The sequence below is a fragment of the Aurantimonas sp. 22II-16-19i genome (assembly GCF_002088275.1).
Classification (GTDB): Bacteria; Pseudomonadota; Alphaproteobacteria; order Rhizobiales; family Rhizobiaceae; genus Jiella.
Map to the genome: position 1 here is coordinate 20,507 of NZ_AQQS01000028.1, position 22,241 is coordinate 42,747.

Annotated in this window: 20 protein-coding genes; 11 read left to right on the forward strand and 9 right to left on the reverse strand. The window is 69.7% G+C overall.

Translation table 11 applies throughout. The annotated features are described in order from the left end of the window. Nucleotides 1–75: 75 nt before the first annotated feature. The 6 genes from ugpC to ATO4_RS19300 all read right to left on the reverse strand — a co-directional run bounded on the left by ugpC (nucleotide 76) and on the right by ATO4_RS19300 (nucleotide 6,164). Nucleotides 76–1,164, reverse strand: a complete 1,089-nt coding sequence (ugpC, locus tag ATO4_RS19275; RefSeq protein WP_083593176.1) for a sn-glycerol-3-phosphate ABC transporter ATP-binding protein UgpC — start codon at nucleotides 1,162–1,164, stop codon at nucleotides 76–78. After that, nucleotides 1,161–2,084, reverse strand: coding sequence for a PfkB family carbohydrate kinase (locus tag ATO4_RS19280; RefSeq protein WP_083593177.1), 924 nt, complete (start codon nucleotides 2,082–2,084; stop codon nucleotides 1,161–1,163). Before ATO4_RS19280 ends, ugpC begins: the two co-directional genes overlap by 4 nt. Before the next feature lie 5 nt (nucleotides 2,085–2,089). After that, entirely contained in the window at nucleotides 2,090–3,103 is a 1,014-nt protein-coding gene (locus ATO4_RS19285; protein WP_245308839.1) for an aminotransferase, read from the reverse strand. A 5-nt stretch (nucleotides 3,104–3,108) separates the two neighbouring features. Beyond that, on the reverse strand, nucleotides 3,109–3,954 hold the full coding sequence (locus ATO4_RS19290; protein ID WP_083593179.1) for a carbohydrate ABC transporter permease: 846 nt from the start codon (nucleotides 3,952–3,954) through the stop codon (nucleotides 3,109–3,111). Nucleotides 3,955–3,958: 4 nt separating this feature from the next. Then, nucleotides 3,959–4,840, reverse strand: coding sequence for a sugar ABC transporter permease (locus ATO4_RS19295; protein WP_083593180.1), 882 nt, complete (start codon nucleotides 4,838–4,840; stop codon nucleotides 3,959–3,961). Nucleotides 4,841–4,922: 82 nt separating this feature from the next. After that, entirely contained in the window at nucleotides 4,923–6,164 is a 1,242-nt protein-coding gene (locus ATO4_RS19300; protein ID WP_083593218.1) for an extracellular solute-binding protein, read from the reverse strand. Nucleotides 6,165–6,307: 143 nt separating this feature from the next. Here ATO4_RS19300 and ATO4_RS19305 point away from each other — a divergent pair, with 143 nt between their 5' ends. Continuing rightward, nucleotides 6,308–7,519: an ROK family transcriptional regulator gene (locus ATO4_RS19305; RefSeq protein WP_083593181.1), complete on the forward strand. Its 1,212-nt coding sequence runs from the start codon at nucleotides 6,308–6,310 to the stop codon at nucleotides 7,517–7,519. A gap of 150 nt (nucleotides 7,520–7,669) precedes the next feature. Here the strand turns inward: ATO4_RS19305 and ATO4_RS19310 are convergent, their stop codons facing one another. The 3 genes from ATO4_RS19310 to ATO4_RS19320 form a co-directional block, all read right to left on the reverse strand. Further along, nucleotides 7,670–8,812 (reverse strand): FAD-dependent monooxygenase, encoded by a 1,143-nt coding sequence (locus tag ATO4_RS19310; protein WP_083593182.1) that lies wholly within the window; start codon nucleotides 8,810–8,812, stop codon nucleotides 7,670–7,672. 154 nt (nucleotides 8,813–8,966) lie between these two features. Continuing rightward, entirely contained in the window at nucleotides 8,967–12,464 is a 3,498-nt protein-coding gene (locus tag ATO4_RS19315; protein WP_083593183.1) for a molybdopterin cofactor-binding domain-containing protein, read from the reverse strand. Beyond that, nucleotides 12,461–12,997: a (2Fe-2S)-binding protein gene (locus tag ATO4_RS19320; protein WP_245308840.1), complete on the reverse strand. Its 537-nt coding sequence runs from the start codon at nucleotides 12,995–12,997 to the stop codon at nucleotides 12,461–12,463. The genes ATO4_RS19315 and ATO4_RS19320 overlap by 4 nt, the downstream gene beginning before the upstream one ends. A 233-nt stretch (nucleotides 12,998–13,230) precedes the next feature. On the opposite strand from ATO4_RS19320, the gene ATO4_RS19325 reads away from it, so the two are divergent. From ATO4_RS19325 to ATO4_RS19370, 10 genes are all read left to right on the forward strand, one after another. Beyond that, nucleotides 13,231–13,677, forward strand: a complete 447-nt coding sequence (locus ATO4_RS19325; RefSeq protein WP_245308841.1) for a MarR family transcriptional regulator — start codon at nucleotides 13,231–13,233, stop codon at nucleotides 13,675–13,677. A gap of 341 nt (nucleotides 13,678–14,018) precedes the next feature. Next, entirely contained in the window at nucleotides 14,019–14,720 is a 702-nt protein-coding gene (gene ndpH / locus ATO4_RS19330; protein ID WP_139802562.1) for a maleate isomerase, read from the forward strand. 35 nt (nucleotides 14,721–14,755) lie between these two features. Next, a complete protein-coding gene (locus ATO4_RS19335) occupies nucleotides 14,756–15,538 on the forward strand; it encodes an alpha/beta hydrolase (RefSeq protein WP_139802559.1) in 783 nt (260 codons plus the stop codon). 35 nt (nucleotides 15,539–15,573) lie between these two features. Then, nucleotides 15,574–16,605: a leucyl aminopeptidase gene (locus ATO4_RS19340; RefSeq protein WP_083593186.1), complete on the forward strand. Its 1,032-nt coding sequence runs from the start codon at nucleotides 15,574–15,576 to the stop codon at nucleotides 16,603–16,605. A gap of 82 nt (nucleotides 16,606–16,687) precedes the next feature. Next, nucleotides 16,688–17,317, forward strand: coding sequence for an isochorismatase family protein (locus ATO4_RS19345; RefSeq protein WP_083593187.1), 630 nt, complete (start codon nucleotides 16,688–16,690; stop codon nucleotides 17,315–17,317). A gap of 175 nt (nucleotides 17,318–17,492) precedes the next feature. Continuing rightward, a complete protein-coding gene (locus ATO4_RS19350; protein WP_139802560.1) occupies nucleotides 17,493–17,675 on the forward strand; it encodes a hypothetical protein in 183 nt (60 codons plus the stop codon). After that, nucleotides 17,672–19,165, forward strand: coding sequence for a sodium:solute symporter family protein (locus ATO4_RS19355; protein ID WP_083593189.1), 1,494 nt, complete (start codon nucleotides 17,672–17,674; stop codon nucleotides 19,163–19,165). The genes ATO4_RS19350 and ATO4_RS19355 overlap by 4 nt, the downstream gene beginning before the upstream one ends. Nucleotides 19,166–19,509: 344 nt before the next feature. Further along, nucleotides 19,510–20,223 (forward strand): GntR family transcriptional regulator, encoded by a 714-nt coding sequence (locus ATO4_RS19360; RefSeq protein ID WP_245308842.1) that lies wholly within the window; start codon nucleotides 19,510–19,512, stop codon nucleotides 20,221–20,223. 2 nt (nucleotides 20,224–20,225) lie between these two features. After that, complete coding sequence (locus ATO4_RS19365) at nucleotides 20,226–21,266, forward strand: ADP-ribosylglycohydrolase family protein (protein ID WP_083593191.1); 1,041 nt, start codon at nucleotides 20,226–20,228, stop codon at nucleotides 21,264–21,266. A gap of 2 nt (nucleotides 21,267–21,268) precedes the next feature. Further along, on the forward strand, nucleotides 21,269–22,237 hold the full coding sequence (locus ATO4_RS19370) for a PfkB family carbohydrate kinase (RefSeq protein WP_083593192.1): 969 nt from the start codon (nucleotides 21,269–21,271) through the stop codon (nucleotides 22,235–22,237). Nucleotides 22,238–22,241: the final 4 nt, after the last annotated feature.

Genomic DNA, 22,241 nt, shown 5'->3' on the forward strand with positions numbered 1-22,241 from the left:
TTTTGCCGGCAGCAAAAGGGCGCGGCCCGGCACGAAAGCCGGCCGGCCGCGCCCGTCTGGCCGGTTCCGGAGGCGTCAGGACGCGGGGATCGCCGCTCCGGTGCCGGGATCGAACCAGCGCAGGCTGGCCGGCGCGAAGGCGAAGGTTCGGCGCTCGCCGGCGACCGGCGCCATCTCCGGCTTGACGCTGGCGATGACGGTCTCGCTGCCGACCCGGCCGATCACCAGCGTCTCGGCGCCGGTGAGCTCGACCACCTCCACCGTCATCGTCAGGCCGTCGGCGCCGGGACCCGCGGCCGGCTGCAGCTGTTCCGGCCGGATGCCGGCGATCACCGGCCGGCCGGGGGCCAGGGCCTGGCGCATCGCGGCGGGGATGGCGATGGAGACCGCGTCGCCCTCTGCGAGGAAGGTGGCGCCGTCCTCGGCGACGCGGCCGGCGACGAGGTTCATCGGCGGCGAGCCCATGAAGCCGGCGACGTAGAGGCTGGCCGGATTGTCGTAGATCTCCTTCGGCGCGCCGATCTGCTCGACCCTGCCCTCGCGCATCACCGCGATGCGGGTGGCCAGCGTCATCGCCTCGACCTGGTCGTGGGTGACGTAAACGACGGTCGCCTGCAGCTGCTGGTGCAGGCGCTTCAGCTCGGTGCGCATCTCGGTGCGCAGCTTGGCGTCGAGATTGGACAGGGGCTCGTCGAACAGGAACACCTTCGGGTCGCGCACCAGCGCCCGGCCGATGGCGACGCGCTGGCGCTGGCCGCCGGAGAGCTCGGCCGGCTTGCGCGACAGCAGCGGCTCGATCTGCAGGATCCCGGCGGCCTTGCGCACGGCCGCCTCGCGCTCGGCCTTCGGGACCTTGCGCATCTCGAGGCCGAAGCCGATGTTCCGCGCGACGGAAAGGTTCGGGTAGAGCGCGTAGGACTGGAAGACCATCGCGATGTCGCGGTTCTTCGGATGCACCTTGCGCACCGAGCGGCCGTCGATGCGGATGTCGCCGCCGCTCGGCTCGATCAGCCCGGCGATGATGTTGAGGAGGGTCGACTTGCCGCAGCCCGACGGCCCGAGCAGGACGAGGAACTCGCCGCTCGCAAGGTCGATGTCGATGCCCTTCAGCGTCTCCATGGCGCCGTAGGACTTGCGCACGCCCTTGAGTTCGAGGGTGCTCATGCCGGGTCTCCGAGCTCGTAGCGGCGGGGCGACGTCGAGACCGCCCGCGAAGCGAGGGTGACGCCGGCGGACAGGCTGTCGCCGAGGCTGTCCCCGGCCGCAACGCCCATCAGGAAGCCGGCATTGAAGACGTCCCCCGCGCCGATCGTGTCGACCACCGCGACCGGCGGCGCGGCGCGCCGGACCATCGGACCGGAGGGCCCGAGCGCCAGGGCGCCTTCGGCGCCGCATTTGACGACGGCGGTGCCGCCGGGCTTCAGGTGCGGCAGGAGGCTGGCGAGCGCCGCCTCGACGTCGTCGATCCGGGTCAGGCTGACGGTCTCGATCTCGTTGAGGAGCAGGTACCGGCAGCGCGGCAGCCAGGTCAGGACGGCCTTGCGGATCGCCGGCGTCCAGCCGTCCAGCGGCCAGCCGGTGTCGAGGGCGACGTCGATGCCATGAGTATCCGCCCAGTCGAAGAGCTCGGCGTAGTCGCGGGTCAGGCTGTCGGTCAGGAACGATCCGCACAGGAGCAGGATGCCGCCCGACAGCGCCGCGGGATCGAGCCCGGCCCGCAGCGACGGCAAGGAGAGCCGCGGCAGGTGGCCGCGCGAGGTGAAGAAGGTCCGCTCGCCGTTCGGGTGGGTGATCCCGACGGAGACCGTCGTCGACGTCGTCTCGACGGGCCAGTGCTGCGAGCGTTCGCCGAAGGCCTCGCGCAGCCATGTCCCGAAATGGTCGTCGCCGACATTGGCGAAGATCCGGTGCGGCCGGCCGAGCGCCGCCCAGGCGAGCGCCGTGTTGCCGGCGGCGCCGCCGACGCGCAGGTCGTCGTGCTCGACCATCGCCTCGGTGCCGGGCTCGGGCCAGGGCGCGCAGGGGCCGAGGATGAGGTCGACATTGACGTTGCCGACGACGGCGAGCGGGCGCGGGGGTTGCATCGGTATCATTCGATCCCGGTGATCTTCCTGGAGCGGCGGGGCGTGCCGACGTCCGGAACCCGTCTGGCGGCATGGGCGACCATGAAGCCCTGGGCAAGCGGCAGAGCCGCGAAGATCGCCGCCATGCCGGCGGCCTGCGGCAGGCTGAAGGTGATCGTTCCGGCGACCGGCTCGCCGCCGGAGGCATCGAAGACGACGACGGGCGAGCCAGCCTCGACAGTGGCGGCCGAAAGCGAGCGGACGAGATCGGCGGCCGTCTCGTCGGCGCAGAACTGGACGAGACCGACGCGGGACCCGAGCATTTCCATCGGCCCGTGGCGCAGCTGGCCGCCCTCCAGGGCATAGGCGGGCTCACGGGTGAGCTCGGTGAAGCCGAGGGCGATCGCCTCGGCAAGGCCGCGCAGCAGCCGGCCCGAGGCGACCACCGTGTCGACCCCGGCGAAGGCGTCGACCGCCGAGGCGACGGAGGCGTCGCTCGCCGCTTCGATCGCCGCCAGCGCCGGCGCCGGATCGGCGCCGAGGGCGGCCAGGATCGCCAGGTGCTGGGCGAAGCTGATGGTCAGGCTGCGGGTCGCGGCGAAGGCCCGCTCGGTGCCGCCGGCACCGACGAGGCAGGGCACCCGGCGGGCGAGGCTGGAATCCTGCTCGAGGGTCAGGCCGAAGACGGCGTCCCGCGGCGCGGCGTCCTCCAGCCAGCGGATCACCTCGCCGCTCTCGCCCGACTGGGAGGTCAGGAGGACGGTCCGGCCCTCGACCCTCACCGGCGAGACCAGCTGCTCGGACATCGGCACGGCGAAGGCCTCGATGCCGAGGTCGCGATAGAACGGCTCGAGGGCGCGGCCGACGGCGTGGGAGCCGCCCATGCCGAGCATCAGGAGGCGGCCGGTCGCCTGCAGCGACGCGGCGATCTCGCCGGCCCGCGCCCTGCCCGCCTCAAAGGAGGCCAGCGCGTCGCCGGCCTGGCGCGCCATTTCGCGCTCGATCGCCAGGAGCCCTTCCGGACGGTGCGATGCGGCCATGTCGTTCATCCCTTCACTCCACCTGTGGCGAGGCCGGAAATCACCGCCCTCTGCATGAAAAGCCCGATCAGCACGGGCGGCAGCGCGGCGAGGATGCCGCCCGTCGCGATCAGGCCGTAGTCGGAGACGCGGCCGCCGGCGAGATCGGCGATCGCGACGGTCACGGTCTTGGCGCGCTGGTCCGCCGTGAACAGCAGCGCGTAGAAGAATTCGTCCCAGGCCAGGAGGAAGGCGAACAGCGCCGTCGTGGCGACGATCGGCCCGGCCAGAGGCAGGGTGACGATGCGCAGCGTCTGGTCGAGCCGCGCCCCGTCGATCATCGCCGCGCTCTCGATCTCCCGGGGGATCGTGTCGAAGCCGGTCTTCAGCAGCCATGTCGCGAAGGGCGCGAGGATCGTCAGATAGACCAGCGCGAGGCCGGTGATGGTGTTGAGCAGGCCGAGATGGGCAAGGCCCATGTAGAGCGGGACCGACAGCGACACCGGCGGCAGCATGTAGGTGGCGATCACCGCATAGAGCGACCAGCCGACCGCCGGCGTGCGCGACACCGCCCAGGCGGCGGGGACGGCGATGAGGATGGCGCCGAGGGTGGCGAGGCCGGAGACGAAGAGGCTGTTGCGCAGCGAGGCGAGGAAGGCCTCGCCGGCGCTGTTCTCAGCGAGGGAAACGAGCTGGGCGTAGCGCGACAGGTCGACCTCCTGCGGCCACCAGTGGAGCGGCTGGGCGGAGAGATCGGCCGAAGAGGAGATGCTCATCAGGAACAGCCAGACGACCGGCGCGAGGATGACCACCGACAGGACGATGGCGGCGCCGTAGACGCAGAGGCTGGCGGCGAGGGAGCGACGTTCCATGGGTTCAGGCCCTCGATCCGCTGCGGCGCATCATGGCGATGTAGAAGCCGGCGAGAAGCGTGACGATCAGCGTCACCATCAGGGCGATCGAGGCGCCCGAGCCGGCCCGCTGGAAGGAGAATGCCTCCTGGTAGACGAGGATCGACAGCGTCCGGGTGGAGTTGACCGGCCCGCCCCGGGTCATCACCCAGATGATGTCGAAGACCTTGAAGGCCTCGATGGTGCGCAGCACCAGGGCGATGGTCAGGGGGCCGGCGAGATAGGGCCAGAGGACGAAGCGAAAGCGCGCGAAGGGCCCTGCCCCGTCGACGATCGCCGCGGCCTTGATGTCGCGCGGCACCGCCTGGAGCGCCGCCAGCGCGATCAGCGCCACCAGCGGAAAATTCTTCCAGCAGTCGGCGGCGACGATGGCCCACAGGGCGGCACCCGGCTCGCCGAGCCAGGAGCGGTACTCCGACAGGATGCCGAGCTGGGTGAGCAGGCTGTTCAAGGCGCCGTATTCGGGATTGTAGATCAGCCGCCAGAGCATGGCGTTGACCACCGTCGGCAGCGCCCAGGGCAGGATCATCAATGCCCGCACGAAGGCGCGGCCGCGAAACTGCTGGTCGAGCAGCAGCGCCGCGAGGACGCCCAGCGTCATCTCCGCGGCGACGGAGAAGACCGCGAAGACGGCGGTGGTCGACAGCGCCGACAGGAACGGCCTGCCGGTCAGCATCTTCACGTAGTTGGCGAGGCCGACATACTCCCCCGAGGTGCCGACCAGCCGCGTGTCGGTGAAGGACAGCCGGACGGTGTCGGCCATCGGCCAGCCGACCACCGCGATCATGACGATCAGCAGCGGCAGCATCAGCATCCAGGCTCTGGTGGTGATCCAGGCGCTCGACAAGGCGGCCTCGCGATAGGGGTCGGATGGAAAGGAAACGGCGCGGCCACACGGGCGGCCGCGCCGTGGATCGGGCTTTGGCGGTTCAGAGCCCGCTGTTGTCGGCGGCTTCGGTGAGCGCGTCCTCAGGGCTCGTCATGCCGAGGATGGCGGACTGGATCGCCAGCTGCAGCGCCGTCGACAGTTCCTGGTAGCGCGGGGTGGTCGGGCGCGGATACATCGCCGCCAGCGACTGCTTGGCCGCCGCGACCAGCTCCTCCTGGCCCTTCGTCACCGCCGGATCCTCATAGGAGGACTTCCAGATCGGCAGGCTCAGCCTGGCATACTGGTCCTGCACCTTCTGCGAGGTCATGAAGGTGACGTACTGCCAGGCCTCGTCCTTGTGCTCGCTCGTCGTGGTGACGCCGAGGCCCATCGAGCCGTTGACCGCCGAGACCTCGCTGGTGCCGGCATGGCCGGGCGCCGGCACGACGCCGACCTTGCCGGCGACCTTCGAGGTCTTCGGGTCGTTGGCGAGGTTGTACATGTAGGTCCAGTTCAGCGCGAAGGCCGCGTCGCCGTTCTCGAAGACCTTGCGGACGTCCTCCTCGAGATATTCCTTCGAGTTCGGATTGGTGATCCCGTCCTTCATCGTGGCGGCCATGTAGTCCAGCGCCTCGACGCCGCCGCCGGTCTGGAAGGCCGGCTTGCCACTCTCGTCGAGGAAGGCGCCGCCATAGGCGGAGAGGATCGTCGTATAGTCGCAGACCGCGGCTTCCGCCTGCGACCAGCTCCAGACGATCGGGGTCTCCAGCAGGCCCTTGTCCTTGATGGCCCTGGCCTGTTCGGCGAGTTCTTCCCAGGTCTTCGGCGGCGCCCCGATGCCCGCCTTCTCGAGGATTTCCTTGTTGTAGAAGAGGTACTTGGTGTCGAGGATCCAGGGCATCCCGTAGCTCTTGCCCTCGTATTCCACCGTCGTCCACGCGCCGGGCAGGACGCCGTCCTTCATCTCGGGGGTGAGCTTGTCGGTGACGTCGACGAGGATGTCGTTGGCGGCGTATTCGGCCGGCCAGATCACGTCGAAGAGCACGACGTCGTAGCCGCCGCCCGACCCTTGCGCGAGCACCGTCTTGTCATGGAGCCCCTCATAGGGGACGAATTCGAGATCGACGTCGATGCCGGGATTGGCCTTGGTGAAGGCCTCGGTCATGGCGCGGACGTCGGCCTCGCTATAGGCGGCCTGTGCCATGAACAGCGCCCGCAGCCTGGTCTCGGCGAAGGCGGGAGAAGACAGGATGCTCGCCGCGAGGGCGGCTCCCATGACCGTCGAAAAAAGGCGATGCCTCATGACCTGCTCCATGTATCCGGTTGTCTGCCGCCTTCGGTCGAGGTTTCGCGCGGCAGGGGGTTGCGAAGGGGGACGTGATTAAGCCAAACAATTTGGATTAATCGTTGCCCGAGTCTTCGGCATTGTCAACAGGTGCAAACCGAGTGGTCACGACAAATCCGATCCGCGCCAAGCAGGGCGCCAATCTCGGGGGGGCCTATGCCCACAACCGCCGGGTCGTCATCGACGCGCTGCGGGTGAACGGGGCGCTGTCGCGGGCCGAGCTGGCGCGGGCGACGGCGCTGACCGGCCAGACCGTCTCCAACATCGTCGCCGAGCTCTCGGGCGAAGGGCTGGTGGCGGCCGACGCGCCGGTCCGGATCGCCCGCGGCCAGCCGGCCCGGCCCTACCGGCTCGTCGCCGAGGGAGCCTTCGCCATCGGCGTCCAGATCGACCGGCACGTGACGCGGGCCGTCGCGGTCGACCTCCTCGGCACGGAACGGCTCCGCCTCGACGCCGCGCTGCCGAGCGGCGGACCCGAAACCGGCCTGCCGGTGGTGGCCGATCTCGTGGCGGCGACGCGCCAGCGCCTGTCGGCGCTGGTCCCATCCTTCGAGGCCCGCCTCGTCGGCCTCGGCCTCGCCATGCCCGGCCCCTTCGGCCAGGCCTTCACGGCGGACGATCCCTGGATGATGTCGGCCTGGCAGAACCGGCCGATCGCCCGGGAGCTCGCCGAGGCCGCCGGCCTCGACGTGACGCTGCAGAACGACGCGGCGGCGGCGGCGACGGCCGAGAAGCTGTCGGGGGCGGCGCGAGGGATCGACGACTTCGTCTATCTGCACTTCGGCTATGGGCTGGGGGCGGCGATCTTCGTGCGCGGCGAGATCCATCCCGGCCATCACCGCAATGCCGGCGAGATCGGCATGGCGCTGCCCTTCATGGCCGATGGCGCGGTGGGGGAGCCGATCGAGCACGGCGCCTCGCTCGCAGCGCTCTGCCGCCACCTCAAGGTCGATCCGGCCGCGCCGGATCTCTTCGCGGCGATCGACGCGGCGGTGGGCCGGGGCGATGCCGACGTCTGGCTGGATGCGGCGGGCGCGAGCCTCAGATGGGTCGTCCAGATCCTCGAGACGCTGCTCGACCCGGACACCATCGTCTTCGGCGGCGCTGTTCCGCCATCGCTGCTCGAGGCGCTTCGCCGCAAGATGGAACCGCTGCTGCCGTCGCATGCCGACCGGCCGGGCCGGGCGCTGCCGCGGCTGACGACGGGGCGGGCCGACCCGTGGATGGTGGCGATCGGGGCGGCGGCCGAGCCGATCGCCCGCAATTTCGACCCGCGGTTCTCCGCGATCCAGAACGTGTCCCCGGACGGCTGACGGGACGGCGCTCACCGGCGGCGACCGGCGGTCAGGCCCGGCCGGCCCGCCGGAGCGTTCCGATCACGGCCTTGCGGTTGGGCCGGCCGAACCACGCGATCGCCCGCGCGGTCTCGATGCACGATGCGGCCCGATCGACCGGATCGGGTCTCAGCCGAGCGAGGCGGTCATCGGGTCGTAGGCATAGACCCAGGCCGGATCTTCCGGCTCCTTCAGCCAGGTGTTGGCGTTGGAAATGGTCTGCACCTTGGTGGCGCGGTCGCGCCGGGTGCGCTCGTAGAGCTGGAACGCCTCGCCGTAGTTCTTCGTGCCGCATTCGGTGAGGCAGCGGGTCAGCACCGCGGCGTCCTCGATCGCCATGCAGGCGCCCTGCGCCATGTGCGGGCGCATCGGGTGGCAGGCGTCGCCGAGGAGGCAGAGGCGGCCGCGGCTCCACAGATTGAGCGGGTCGCGGTTCCAGAACGGCCACTTGGTGACCTCTTCCGTGGCATCGATCAGGGCGTTCACGACAGGGTGCGAGTGGCCGAAGATCGCCTCCATCTCCTCGCGCGAGGAATCGACGAAGGCGGTGTCGTGCTCCCAGCCGTCCACGGGCACGCCGGTGACGTAGTAGTATTCCGAGCCGTCGCCCTTGGTGTTGTAGGCCATGATGTGGCGGGAGGCCTCCCACCACCATTTCACGCAGGCCTCGAATTCGAGGCCCGAGGCGCGCAGCTTGTCGACATTGACCAGCGCCCGGTGGCCGATCCAGCCGGAAAAGCGCGGCTTCTCGACGCCGAGCAGCATCTCGCGGATCGCCGAATTGATGCCGTCGGCGCCGATGACCAGCTTGGCCGCGACCTGGCGGCCGTTGTCGAAGGAGAGGAGGACGTCGGCCTCGCGCTCCTCGATGGCGGTCAGCTTGTGGCCGAAATGCACCCGGTCCTGCGGCAGGGCGTCGATCTGGACGGCATGCATGTCGCCGCGATGGATGGTGATGTAGGGCGCGCCGTATTCCTTGCGGGCGAACTCGCCGAGCCGGATCTTCGACAGGTACTCGCCGGTGTTGCCGTCGCGGGAGAACCAGAAATCGGGATGCGAGCCGATCGTGGCGAGCCGGTCCTCGAGGCCGATCTCGCGGAAGATCTTCATCACGTTCGGGCCGATGTGGATGCCGGCGCCGAGACGGTTGAATTCGGGCGCCTGCTCGAAGGTGTGGACGGAAAAGCCCGCATGATCCAAGAGCGCCATGGCTGCGGCGCCGCCAAGCCCGGCTCCGATGACCGCGATGTCGACCGTTTCGATGGAAGTCATGACCCTGTCCTGTCGCTGTAATTTGTTTGTATACTAACAATTATGCCGGAGCTGTAAAGCCCCTTTCGCCTCGTGCCGCAGTGCTGCCGCCCTGCCCAGGCCCGCGTTGTCCTCGCCCCGCCCGACGGGTGGTTTCCACTCATCCGGTCGCACCCTAACGGGCCGCAGCGCCGTAGCGCGTGCGGACATAGGCGGCGAGCGCGTCGATCTGCGCGCTCGTCAGTTCCGTACCGAAACCGGGCATGTCGCGCGTCGACAGGGACAGCGGCGCCTCGATCCCGTCGCGGATGACGGTGCGCAGCGCCTCGTCGTCGCCGGAGCGCACCGCCGCGCTGCGCGACAGCGGCACCTGCGCGGCGGTCGCCAGATTGCCGACGGCCGGCTCGTGGCAGACCGCGCAGGCGCTCTCGAACAGGCGGTGCGTCGCGTCGGGCAGCGGGGTCGCCATCGGGCCGACGGCGGCATTGCGGGGCTCGTCCACTGGCGCGACGGCGGTTCCGGACACCCCTGCCGCGTCCGGCGCCAGCGAGGCGAGATAGACCGCCATCGCGCGGATATCGCTGTCCGGCAGCTCCTGCAGATTGGCGACGACCTCGGCCATCGGGCCGGCGGCGGCGGCGAGATCGCCGGCAACGCCGGTCCGCAGATACTGGTAGAAGCGTTCCGCGTCCCAGCCGAAGCTTGCGGCGGCCGTGCCGGCGATGGCCGGCGCGTACCAGCCCTTGACCGGCGCGCCGGAGAGGGCCGCGTCGCCGCCCTTCTCGGCGCCGAGCGCGTTGCGGGGCGAGTGGCAGGCGCTGCAATGGCCGGTCGCCTCGACGAGATATCGCCCGCGGTTCCATTCGGGGCTCTTCTCGGCCACCGGCGCGAGCGGCCCGGAGCCGAGATAGAGCGCGTTCCAGGCAGCATTGAGCGGCCTCAGGTTGAACGGCACGGCCATCTCGGCGGGCCGCGTTTCCCGGCGCACCGGCTCGAGCGTCTGCAGATAGGCATAGAGCGCGAACATGTCGTCGCCGCTCATCTTCGCGAAGGAGGTGTAGGGGAAGGCCGGATAGAGGTTCGTGCCGTCGCGCGAGACGCCCTTGCGCATGGCGCGCTCGAAGGCCTCGAAGCTCCAGTGGCCGAGGCCGGTCGCGGGGTCGGGCGTGATGTTGGAGGTGTAGATCGTGCCGAAGGGCGTCTCGACCGGAAGGCCGCCGGCGTTGGGCGAGCCGCCCTGCACGGTGTGGCAGTCGGCGCAGTTGCCGGCGGCGAAGACCTGTCGGCCCTTGGCGAGGAGCTCGGCCGAAAAGCTCGCGGCCGGAGGCGCCGGCGTCGGCGGGATCGCCCGGTGGATCGGCAGCGCCAGGGCGCCCGCGGTCAGCGTGCCGCCGAGAAGCGCCGCGAGGCCCATCTTGCGGGCCCCCGTGCCATTGGCGGCACTCCCCCTGGACGCAAAGCCCTTCGCCGCGAGCCGGTCGCGCCAGGAGAGGGCGGCGACGGGGCCGGCGACGGCGGCCGGCTGCGCTGAGGCCGCGATGCCGAGGGCGGCGCGCATCTTCTCCGGCGTGAACGGCGCCTCGCGCATGCGGATGCCGGTCGCGTCGAAGATCGCGTTGGCGATGGCGGCGGCGGCCGGCACAGCGGCGCTCTCGCCGACGCCGAGGGCCGGATCGCCGGAGCGCTCGACCAGCATCGTCTCGATCGCCGGCGTCTCGGGGAAGGTCTGCAGCGGATAAGTCGCCCAGCTCTGCGCCGTGATGGTGATCTCGTCGAAGCTCAGCGCCTCCTTGAGCACCCGGCCGGCGGTCTGGTTGACGTTGCCGTGGATCTGGTGGCGCACCCCGTCGGGATTGATGACGAGGCCCTGGTCCTGGCCGACGAAGACGCGGGTGAGCTGCACCTCGCCGGTCTCCATGTCCACCGCGACGTCGCAGACCCAGGCGGAGGCGGCCGCCGCCGTGCCGGGAAAGGCGCCGTGGACATAGGTCGCGAAGGCAAAGCCCTGGCCATAGGCCATGCGGCCCTCGCGGCGCTTGCGCGGCGCGGTGCGCGCCTCCCAGCCGCCCTTCTCGGCGCTCTCGCGGATGAGATGGGCGGTGCGGGGATCGTCGATATGGGCGAGGCGGAAGGCGACCGGGTCCTCCCCCGCCTCATAGGCCAGCTCGTCGACGAAACTCTCATGGGCGAAGGTGTTGGGCAGCGCCGAGACGCCGCGCATCCAGGCGGCGCGCACGATCGGCGCCATGTCGTGGACGGTGATCGCCTTGTGCGCGATCCGGTAGGGCGGGATGATCGTCCGGTCGCCCATGTCCGAAGGGCGAGGCTCGGGCGGGACGCGGCCGGTGAGGAGCAGGGCGAGGTTCGGGCCGCGATTGGACGGATACCACGTATCGAGGCCGTAGGCGTGGAAGGCGCCGTCCTTCAGACCGCCCTCGACGTCCATCACCTGGGCCGCCCCCTTCGGCTCCCAGAGATGCTCCTGGGCCCGCGTCAGCTGCACCCGCACCGGCCGGCCGGTGGCATGCGACAGGAGCAGCGCGTCGCCGCAGACGTCGTCGGCGCAGTTGCGGCCGTAGCAGCCGGCGGCCTGGTAGCGGCGGATGTCGATCCGCGCCTCGTCGAGCTGCATCAGATTGGCGAGATCGGCCCGCAGCATGTGGGGGTTCTGGGAGCCCGACCAGACGATCGGCTCGCCGGCATTCCAGTCGGCGATGGCGCAGGAGGGGCCGATCGAGCCGTGCAGGTGATAGGGCCAGACATAGGAACGCGCCAGCCGGACGTCGCATTGGGCGATCCCGGCGGCAAAGTCGCCGGTGGCGTCGCAGCTGCGCGGCGTCGCCGGCTGGCTGCGGATCGTGTCGGCGAGGCTCGCCATGTCCGGCAGCTCCGGCGGCAGCAGCCATTCCACCGGCAGGGCCTCGGCGATCGCCTCGGCCTGGTCCGCCCGCTCGGCGACGACGCCGAGGAAGTCGCCCCGCCGGACGACGGCGAGGAAGCCCGGCATCGCGCGCACCGCCGCCTCGTCGAAGCCGACGAGGCTGTGGCCGATGAAGGCGCCGGAGTCGCGGCCGTGATAGGGCGGCCGCACGACATGGCCGTGGACCATGCCGTCGACGAAGACGTCGTGGATATAGGGATGGCTGCCGGTGACCTTGGCCGGGAGATCCACCCGCGCCGCCGAGCGGCCGACGACGGTGTAGTCCTTCGGGTCCTTCACCGGCGTCGCCTCGTCCAGCCGCAGCGCGATCTCCTCGCCGGCGATCAGGCTCTCATATGTTGCCGCCGTGTCCTTCCAGCGGACCGAGCCGTCGGCCAGGGTGACGCGCGTCGCCGGCGCGTTCAGCCGCCTAGCACCGCGCAGGGCGAGTTCGCGGCGGATCTGGGCGGCGGCGTGGCGCAGCGGGATTGCGGTGATCTGGATCGTCTCGGAGGCGATCGTCGGCCCCTGGTTCGGCGTCCGGGTGGTATCGCCGAGCACCATGCGGACCCGGTCGAGCGGCAGGTCGAGCTCTTCGGCGACGATCTGCGACAGCGCCGTCTCGATACCGGTGCCGAGATCGACATGGCCGTTGAAGCCGATGGCGATGCCGAAGGTGTCGAAGGAGAGGAAGACTTCGCGTGCCGCGCCCGCCTCGCGGAAGACCAGGATGCGCCCGTAATCGCCGCTCACGCGGAGGCTCCTTCGCGGGCCTGCCGAAGGGTGCCGGCGCTTTCGCCGGGCGCCGCGTCGTCGGTCGCCGGGCTCCCGCCCGCCTCCCGCATCAGCTCGGCCGCCCGCATCACCGAGGCGACGATCTCGGCATGGGTCCCGCAGCGGCAGAGATTGTGGCGGAGCGCGGAGCGGACGTCGTCCTCGCGCGGCTCGGGATTGGCCGACAGCAGCGCCAGCGCCGACATGATCATGCCGTTCAGGCAGTAGCCGCATTGCGCGCCGGCCGCCTCGACGAAGCCCTGCTGCACCGGATGCAGCGCGCCGGTGCCGGCATCGGCAAGTCCCTCGAGGGTGGTGATCGCCGCGCCGTCCGCCTTCGCGGCGCGGAGCACGCAGCTGCGGGCCGGGGCGCCGTCCACCAGCACCGTGCAGGCGCCGCACTGGGCGAGGCCGCAGCCATATTTCGGGCTGGTGATGCCGAGGTCGCTTCTGAGGACGTCGAGGAGGCTGCGCCGGTCGTCGACGGCGAAGGCGTGGCGTGTGCCATTCACGGCAATCTCGATCGACCGATCCATCGTCCTGCGTCACCCCCGTCGGCGGATGGCTTGGCGGCAAGAAAACCGCTTGCCGCAAAAATTCACTTGTACACAAACAATTCTCGGATGAAAACCCTGTCCGGGAGCGCCGTCCGCCGGCACGGCATCGCAGCCCCCGCAACCCGCGCTTGTCGCCCATTCGCGAACGTGGCAACCAGCGATCGGACGGAACGGGAAAGGGCCTCGTCGTGGCGACAAGCAGTGGTGGAGACGACCCGTTTCTCGGCTATGTGCTCGACGAGCAGGTCGGCTTCCTGCTGCGCAAGGCCTATCAGCGCCACATGACGATCTTCGCCCGCTCGACCATCGGCGGGCTGACGCCGACCCAGTTCTCGACGCTGTTCCGGCTCTTCGCCGAGCCCGGCCCGATCTCGCAGAACGCCTTGGGGCGCCTCGTCGCCATGGATGCCGCGACGACGAAGGGGGTGATCTCGCGCCTCGAGAATCAGGGCCTCCTGACCACCGAGAAAGACCCGAACGACAAGCGGCGCTACCTGCTGCAGTCGACCGAGAAGGGCCGCGCGCTGATCCGCGACGCGATCCCGGTGGTCAAGGGCATCACCGAGGCGACGCTCGAGCCCCTGACGAAGGCCGAGCGCGAGACGTTCCTGCGGCTTCTGGCGAAGCTCTGCTGAGGGGCTCGGCGCGCATGACGCGCCGCGCCGCAGACTCACCTTCATCCAAGCCGCCGTCGCCTGGCAGAGACGATCCGGAAGGCCTCGAGGATGACGGCCTTCGCGACGGCGCACCCCCTCATCGCACTGCACAATATTTCGTCAATCAGTCATGCGAGCTGGGCGTGGATTCGCGAATTTGCCGGCTAACAGACTGATTTTCCTGACGATGCGAAAAATCTCGCCGGGGGAACTTGTTTCTATACAAACAATTGGCGTAGCATCATGGAAATGACATTATCGAGGTTGCGCCCATGACACCGATCCGCATCGGCCAGATCGTTCCGAGTTCCAACGTCACCATGGAGACGGAGATCCCGGCGCTGCTGCGCCTGCGCGAGACGATCGCACCGGAGCGCTTCACCTTCCATTCGTCGCGCATGCGGATGAAGCACGTGACCAAGGAAGAGCTCGCGGCGATGGACGGCCAGAGCGACCGCTGCGCCCTCGAACTCTCCGACGCGAGGGTCGACGTGATGGGCTATGCCTGCCTCGTCGCGATCATGTCGATGGGCCACGGCTATCACAACGAATCCGCCCGGCGCCTGCACCAGGTGACGGTCGACAACGGCAACCCGGCCCCGGTGGTCACCTCCGCCGGCGCCCTGTGCGACGGCATCAAGGCGATCGGCGCCAAGAAGGTCGCGGTCGTCGCGCCCTACATGAAGCCGCTGACCGCCATGGTGGTCGACTACATCGCCAATGAGGGGATCGAGGTCACGACCTCGCGGGCGCTGGAGATTTCCGACAATCTCGCCGTCGCCGCCCACGACACCGGCAAGCTGCCGGGCATCGTGTCGGAGCTCGAAGTCGGCGACGTCGACGCGATCGTCCTGTCGGCCTGCGTCCAGATGCCGTCCCTCGCCGCCGTCTCGATGGTCGAGGCGCAGACCGGCAAGCCCGTGCTGACGGCCGCCATCGCCACCACCTGGTCGATGCTGAAGGCCCTCGGCCTCGACACCCGCGTGCCCGGCGGCGGCACGCTGCTTTCGGGCATGTATTGATCCGGACAGAAGACGAAATCCCAGGAGGAGCCCTCATGGCCTTCGGCTACAACGTCCACGCCAACGGCATTCGCCAGCACCTGATCCGCTATCCCGGCAACGGCCCGGCGATGCTGCTCATTCCCGGCATCACCTCGCCGGCGATCACCTGGGGCTTCGTCGCCGAGCGGCTGGCCGAGACGTTCGACGTCCACGTCCTCGACGTGCGCGGCCGCGGCCTCTCACAGGCGGGCGAGCTCGACTATTCCCTCGACGCCATGGCGAGGGACGCCATCGCGGTGGCGAAGGCCGCCGGCCTCGGCACGCCGATCGTCCTCGGCCACTCGATGGGCGCGCGCAACGCCATCCGCGCCGCCCGCCTCGCCCCCGATGCCTTTTCCGGCCTCGTCCTCGTCGATCCGCCGGTCTCCGGGCCGGGACGGCGGGAATACCCGTCGAAATGGCCGTGGTACGAGAACTCGATCCTGATGGCCGACAAGGGCTGCTCGGCCGAGGACATGAAGGAATTCTGCCCGACCTGGAGCGAGGAGCAGCGGGCGCTGCGCGCCGAATGGCTGCACACCTGCCAGCTCGATGCCATCGACACGGCGTTCAAGGGCTTCCACACCGACGACATCCACCAGGACCTGCCGCATCTGACGCTGCCGATGCGCCTCGTCGTGGCGGGCGCAGCGCCGGTCATAAACGACGAGGACGTCGCCGAGATCCGGCAGCTCGCGCCGGCGATCGAGGTGCGCACCGTCGAGGGTGCCGGCCACATGATCCCGTGGGACAATCTCGAGGGCTTCCTCGAGGCGGTCCTGGATTTTTCGGCCTGACGGCCTTTCGAGACGAACAGGGAAGGACAGCGACGATGGATCCGTTCAGCTTCACCGAGATCTGCCTGCACCAGCTCAAGATGTCCGGCGTCACCGAGGGCGAGAAGCTCGTCGTCCTGACGCAGGGCTCCGAGCGGCTCGACTATGCCGACGCCTTCATGGCGGCCGGCTCGCGGCTCGGCGCCAAGATGTACCACATGCGCCTGCCCGCGGTGCCGCCGACGGGAGCCTGGGCCGTCGGCCAGACCGGGCTTGCGGCGATGCCCGACGCGGTCGAGGCGCTGAAGCGCTGCGACATGCTGATCGACTGCATCTTCCTGCTGTTCTCGCCCGAGCAGATGGCGATCCAGGCCGCCGGCACGCGCATCCTCACCGCCGTCGAGCCGCCGGAGCTTCTGGCCCGCATGCTGCCGACCAAGGAGATCCGCGAGAAGGTGGAGATCGGCGGCGAGATCCTCGCCAAGGCCAAGGTGATGCGCATCACCTCGCCGCACGGCACCGACGTCACCTACAAGCTCAACACCTATCCGACGATCACCGAATATGCCTGCACCGACGAGCCGGGCCGCTGGGACCACTGGCCCTCGGGCTTCGTCTTCACCGGCGGTGACGACGACGGCGTCGACGGCCAGATCGTCGTCGCGCCCGGCGACATCCTTTTGCCGCAGAACATGTATGTCCGCGATCCGATCACCTACACGATCGAGAAGGGCTGGATCACCGACATCCGCGGCGGCCTCGATGCCGAGCTGGTGAAGAGCTACATGGACGGCTTCAACGACAAGCGCGGCATGGGCATGAGCCATGTCGGCTGGGGCATGAACCCGCACGCCAAGTGGCACCGCATGGTGCCGGGCGAGTTCCCGGGCGGCATGGGCATGGAGCCGCGCTCCTACTACGGCAACGTGATGTTCTCGACCGGCCCGAACAACGAGCTCGGCGGCCCCAACGACACCGCCTGCCATCTCGACATCCCGATGCGCGGCTGCTCGCTGTTCCTCGACGACGAGCCGATCGTCATCGACGGCGACATCGTCGTCAAAGAGATGCAGATGGCGCGCAACTGAGCGCCTCGCCTTGCTTCCGCCGCGGTCCGAAAGGGCTCGCGGCGGTCTTCCATCATCGTCGATCGAGCCGCCGGAAAGCCGCATGACCCAGGAAACCGTCTACAAGGATGCCGGCTTCGGCGCGAGCGTCCCGCGCGGCGACAGGCCCGCGATCCTCGTCGTCGACTTCAGCTACGGCTTTTCCGACACCCAGTACCCGACCGCCGCCGACATGAGCGCCGAGATCGCCGCGACGCGGCGGCTGACGGATTTCGCCCGCTCCGCCGGCATGCCGGTGATCTACACCACCATCGCCTACACGCCGCTGGAGCGCGACAGCCTGCCCTGGCTGAAGAAGGCGACCGGCATGGCGGCGCTGATGGTCGGCACCCGCCTCGTCGAGATCGACGAAGCCTGCGGCATGACCGACAAGGACGCGCTGATCGTCAAGCACGGCGCCTCGGCCTTCTTCGGCACCAACCTCGCCGCGATCCTCACCGGCGCCGGCGTCGACACCCTCGTCGTCACCGGGGCGACGACGTCGGGCTGCGTGCGCGCCAGCGTCGTCGACGCGGTGCAGTCCGGCTTCAACGTGCTGGTGCCCGCCGATTGCTGCGCCGACCGGGCCAAGGCGCCTCACGACGCCAATCTCTACGACATGGGCCAGAAATACGCCGACGTCACCGACAGCGACGACGTGCTGGCCTGGCTGAAGGGCCTGGCAGGCCGCTAGACCCGTCCGGCACGGCGCGGCAGCAGGGCCGCAGCCGCCGGTTCCACGACAAAGTCGGTGCGCCCCGCGCCACCGCGCTGTACATCTCGACGTCGGCAGGACCGCGGTCCGGCGACGGCGAAGCCTTGCCCGATCGAATGTCCCGAAACCCCCGCTTTGTTGGGAGATGATTGCCTTGCGAAAACTCAGTCTTGGCTTGATGGCGCTGCTGATCGCAGCCTGTTACTTCGTGCCGTACGTGCTTCTCGGAAGCGTCGAGAGCTGGAAGGGCGCCTTCCTGTTCTGGACCCTCGCCGGCCTCCTGGTGATCGGCGTCAACGCCATGGCCACCGCCAGCTTCGGGAGTGACGACCAGTGACCACCACCCTCATCCTCGTCGGCGTCGCGATCTACATCGTCGCCTCCGTCGTCGTCGCCTATATGTCGCGGTCGGGCACGGCCGCCACCATGTCCGACTACTTCATCGGCGGGCGCTCGATGGGCGGCCTCGTCTCGGCCCTCTCCTATTCGGCGACGACCTATTCGGCCTTCATGATGGTCGGCCTCGCCGGCCTCACCTACAAGGGCGGCGTCGGCGCCCTCGGCTTCGAGATCGTCTATTTCGCCGGCGTCTCGCTGGTGGCGATCTTCGGCCCGCGCTTCTGGGCCGTCGGCAAGAAATACGGCTTCGTGACGCCCTCCGAAATGCTCGGCGCGCGCTATGGCAGCCGCTGGGTGGCGATGGCCGCCGCCGTGGCGAGCTGCATCTTCCTCATCCCCTACTCGGCCGTCCAGCTCGCCGGCGTCGGCTACCTGTTGTCCGGCATGAGCGACGGGGCGATCTCCTTCGGCGCCGGCATCATCGTCGCCACGGTGCTCGCCATCGCCTTCTCCTACATCGCCGGCATCCGCTCGGTGATGTGGACCGACAGCCTTCAGGCCCTCGTGATGATCGTCGCCTCGGTCGCGGTCGTCGGCTTCGTCGTCGCCGAACTCGGCGGCTTCACGGCCCTGTTCGACGCGGTGGCGGAGAGAAACCCGGCCATGCTGACGGTTCCCGGCCCGGGCCTGTTCTCCTTCACCACCTTCCTCGGCCTGACGATCCCGTGGTTCTTCTTCGCGATCTCCAACCCGCAGGTCTCCCAGCGCCTGTTCATGCCCGCCTCGCTCGGCGCGCTGCGGCGGATGCTGATGATCTTCCTCGCCTTCGGCTTCGTCTACACGCTGGTGTCGGTGCTCTGGGGCTTCTCGGCCTATGTCGCCTTCCCCGACCTCGCCAATGCCGATCTCGCCACCTCGACGCTTCTCGCCTCGGACTTCGTGCCGCCGGTGCTCGGCGTCGTCGTCATGGTCGGCATCCTGGCGGCGGCCGTCTCGACGATCGACTCGATCCTCCTGACGCTCTCCTCGATGGTCGCCCGCGACGTCTACGCCAATGTCGCGACCCGGACGGACGACCGCAAGCAGCTGATGATCGGCAAGCTGATCATCCCGATCATCTCGCTGATCGCGCTGGGCTTCGCCGCCATGCAGTTCAGCCTGATCGCGGTCCTCGCGGTCGCCGCCTCGACCGGCCTCGTGGTCATCGTTCCGGCGATCGTCGGGGCGTTCTTCTGGAAGCGCGGCACGGCGGCAGGCGCGCTCGCCTCGATCGTCGGCGGCGGCATCTTCGTCGTCGCGATGTATCTGACCGGCAATTCGATCCTCGGGCTGAACGCCGGCATCCTCGGCTTCCCGGTCTCGGCCGCCCTCTTCGTCGTCGTGAGCCTCGCGACGCGCAGCCGGACCGACCTTGCCGAGGACTTCATCGCCACCGCCGATTCCTCGCTGCGCACGCCGGGCCTTGCGGGCCGGCCCGCCGCCGCCTGATCGAGCGGACAGCCGGCGAAGCTTCGCCGGCAAGGGATGTGAGAGGCTCGCGCTCCGGCGCGGGCCTCTTTCGTTTCGGGGGGAGGCATATCCGTCCCGATGGAGCGGCCGATGCGGGAGCCCCGTGTCGCCGGAGGCCTCTCCTCATACCGCCGGCCCCGGTCTTCGAACGGCGCCGCGCGGGCTTCACACGATCGCCGTTCGTGCAGCCGGGCGCGGGCATGACGATTTTCTCCCTCGAGACCGACCGGTCCCGCGACTTCCCGATTGACACGCCGCCCCCAATCCTGAAAAGTACAAGTCCAGACAGGTTTTATGGACAGGTTCAGACAGTGGTGCGAACAGTGGCTTCCTCAGCGGTCGCCTCCGGCAAGCCGGAGAAGATCGCCCGGATCCTGGAGAAGGAGATCCGCTCCGGCCAGCTCGCCCATGGCGACCAGCTGCAGAGCGAGAACGAGCTGGTGCGGCGCTTCTCGGTCAGCCGCTCGACCGTCCGCAAGAGCCTCAGCGAGCTGGCGCGGCGCGGCCTGATCACCACCAGCGTCGGCATCGGCTCCTTCGTCACCTTCGACGGCAACGTCGTCGCCGACGAGGCGGGCTGGACCAAGGCGCTGGAAAAGGCCGGTGCCAACGCCGTCACGCGGACGCTGCGGCTGGAGATCGTCTCGGACCCGGCGCTCGCCGAAAAGCTCGGCCTGGAAAGTTCCGAATTCATCGCCCTCGACCGCATCCGCACCCATGCCGTGGACGGCCATGCGATCTCGATCGAACATTCCCGAATCCCGATGATGCCCGAGATCGAGACCCTGCCGGTGAAGGGCCTGCGCGACGGCTCGCTGCAGGCGACGCTGCGCGAGGCCGGGCTCCACCCCGATCACGGCGAGGAGTGGATCGACGTCGTGCCCCTCGGGGCCGAGGACGCCGGCATCATCGGCTGCGCGCCGGGGGCGATGTTCCTGCGCACCCGCCGCGTCATCCGCACCCGCGAAGGCCGCGTGATGGAGCACATCACCAGCCTGCTCAATCCCTCCCATTTCGCCTTGCATCGAGAGTTCTGACCATGGCCGACGCCAACGACCAGCAATTCGACCGCGCCATGGGGGCGCTCGTCGGCGGCGCGCTCGGCGACGCCCTCGGCATGCCGACGCAGCTGCTGTCGCCGGACGAGATCCGGCGGAGCTACGGCTATGTCGAGCGGTTCGTGCCGCCGAGCGAGGATCATCCGGTCTCGCGGGGGCTGCCCGCCGGCATGATCACCGACGACACCGAGCAGACGCTGCTCTTGGCCGAGCAGCTTCTGGAAAGCCCCGACCGCTTCGACCACGGCGCCTGGGTGGGCCGGCTGCTCGCCTGGGAGGCCGACGTCAAGGCGCGCGGCAGCTACGACCTCCTCGGCCCCTCCACCAAGCGGGCGATCGACCTGATCCGCGACGGCGTGGCCCCCGAAGAGGCCGGCCGCGAGGGCACCACCAACGGCGCGGCGATGCGCATCGCGCCGGTGGGAATCGCATGGCCGGTCGATCCGCTCGACCGGCTGGTCGCCAAGGTGGAAGAGAGCTGCGCTGCGACCCACGCGACGAGCGTCGCCATCGCCTCGGCCGCCGCCGTCGCCGCGGCGATCAGCGCCGCGATCGACGGGATGGGCTGGAACGAGGCGGCCGAGCGCGGCATCGAGGCGGCCCGGGCCGCCCGTCATGTCGGCGCCTGGACGGCCGCACCGGACATCGCGGCCCGCATCGCATGGGCCCGCGAGCTGGTCTCCGGCGTCAACGAACAGACGGCCATTGCAGCGATCGTCGACCTCGTCGGCACCTCGGTGGCCTCGCAGGAATCGATCCCGGCCGCCTTCGCGGTGGTGGCCGCCGCCAACGGCAATCCCTGGCGCGCCGCCGTCATCGCCGCCAATCTCGGCGGCGACACCGACACGATCGGCGCCATCGCCGGCGCCATGGCCGGCGCTGCGAGCGGCCAGTCCGGCCTGCCGGTCGCCCGGATCGCCGAGCTCGAGGGCTTCGACCTCGCTCATGCGGCACGGCTCGCCGAGGGGCTGCTCGCGCTTCGCCATGCCGCCGCGCCGACGAATCCGACGGAAGCGGCCTGACCATGGCGCGGCTCGTCCATATCGGCGGCGCGGTGATGGACTATGTCTATCACGTTCCCGGCCTGCCCCGCCGGGCGGACGAACTGATGGCGACGCGCTTCGCCCGCTCGCCGGGCGGTGCCGTCAACATGATGGTGGCGGCCCGGCGCACCGGCCTTGCCACCGCCTGCGGCGGCTATCTCGGCACCGGGCCGGACGGCGACGCGCTGCGGGCGTTCCTCGCCGCCGAGGGCATCGACGTCCTCTTGCCGCCGCTCGCCGGCATCGACAGCGGCAACTGCGTGGTGCTGATCACGCCGGATGCCGAGCGCTCCTTCGTCTCCTTTCCCGGCGCCGAGGCCCATGCCAAGGATCTGGAGACCCTCGCCGAGCTGATGGCGCCGGGCGACTGGCTGGCCGTCAGCGGCTACTTGCTGACCTATCCGGACAGCCGCGAGGCCGTTCTCGCCCTCGTCGACGCGCTCGATGAGAACGTTCAAGTCATCTTCGATCCGACACCGGTCGTCGCCGACATTCCCGCCGATGCCCTCGCCCGGATCCTGGCGCGCAGCAGCTGGATGAGCGCCAACAGGCGCGAGATCGCGGCCATCGCCGGCGGCGAGGCGAGCCTCGATGCAGCCGCCGCGATCCTCTCGCGCCGCATGCCGCGCGCCGGCGGCATCGTGCTGCGCGACGGCGAGAACGGCGCCCATCTCCTGACGCGCGAGGCCGCACCGGTCGAAGTGCCCGGCTTCGCCGTCGCAGCGATCGACACCAACGGCGCCGGCGACACCCATGTCGGCGCCTTCGTCGGAGCCCTCGCCCGCGGCCTCTCCGCCGCCGATGCGGTCAGATACGCCAATGCCGCCTCGGCGATTTCCGTGACACGGCGCGGCGGCGCCTGCGGCCCGTCCCACGACGAGATCATCCGCTTCCTGTCCCTTGCGGACCAAGACCGGCAAAGAACCGGCACGACGAACATGGGTCATTGAACCG

Excerpts from the sequence above, each read along its gene's own strand:
- ugpC (WP_083593176.1), bottom strand. The coding sequence starts at position 1,164 with ATGAGCACCCTCGAACTCAAGGGCGTGCGCAAGTCCTACGGCGCCATG.
- ATO4_RS19280 (WP_083593177.1), bottom strand. The coding sequence starts at position 2,084 with ATGCAACCCCCGCGCCCGCTCGCCGTCGTCGGCAACGTCAATGTCGAC.
- ATO4_RS19285 (WP_245308839.1), bottom strand. The coding sequence starts at position 3,103 with ATGGCCGCATCGCACCGTCCGGAAGGGCTCCTGGCGATCGAGCGCGAA.
- ATO4_RS19290 (WP_083593179.1), bottom strand. The coding sequence starts at position 3,954 with ATGGAACGTCGCTCCCTCGCCGCCAGCCTCTGCGTCTACGGCGCCGCC.
- ATO4_RS19300 (WP_083593218.1), bottom strand. The coding sequence starts at position 6,164 with ATGAGGCATCGCCTTTTTTCGACGGTCATGGGAGCCGCCCTCGCGGCG.
- ATO4_RS19310 (WP_083593182.1), bottom strand. The coding sequence starts at position 8,812 with ATGACTTCCATCGAAACGGTCGACATCGCGGTCATCGGAGCCGGGCTT.
- ndpH (WP_139802562.1), top strand. The coding sequence starts at position 14,019 with ATGGAGACGGAGATCCCGGCGCTGCTGCGCCTGCGCGAGACGATCGCA.
- ATO4_RS19335 (WP_139802559.1), top strand. The coding sequence starts at position 14,756 with ATGGCCTTCGGCTACAACGTCCACGCCAACGGCATTCGCCAGCACCTG.
- ATO4_RS19340 (WP_083593186.1), top strand. The coding sequence starts at position 15,574 with ATGGATCCGTTCAGCTTCACCGAGATCTGCCTGCACCAGCTCAAGATG.
- ATO4_RS19345 (WP_083593187.1), top strand. The coding sequence starts at position 16,688 with ATGACCCAGGAAACCGTCTACAAGGATGCCGGCTTCGGCGCGAGCGTC.
- ATO4_RS19365 (WP_083593191.1), top strand. The coding sequence starts at position 20,226 with ATGGCCGACGCCAACGACCAGCAATTCGACCGCGCCATGGGGGCGCTC.
- ATO4_RS19370 (WP_083593192.1), top strand. The coding sequence starts at position 21,269 with ATGGCGCGGCTCGTCCATATCGGCGGCGCGGTGATGGACTATGTCTAT.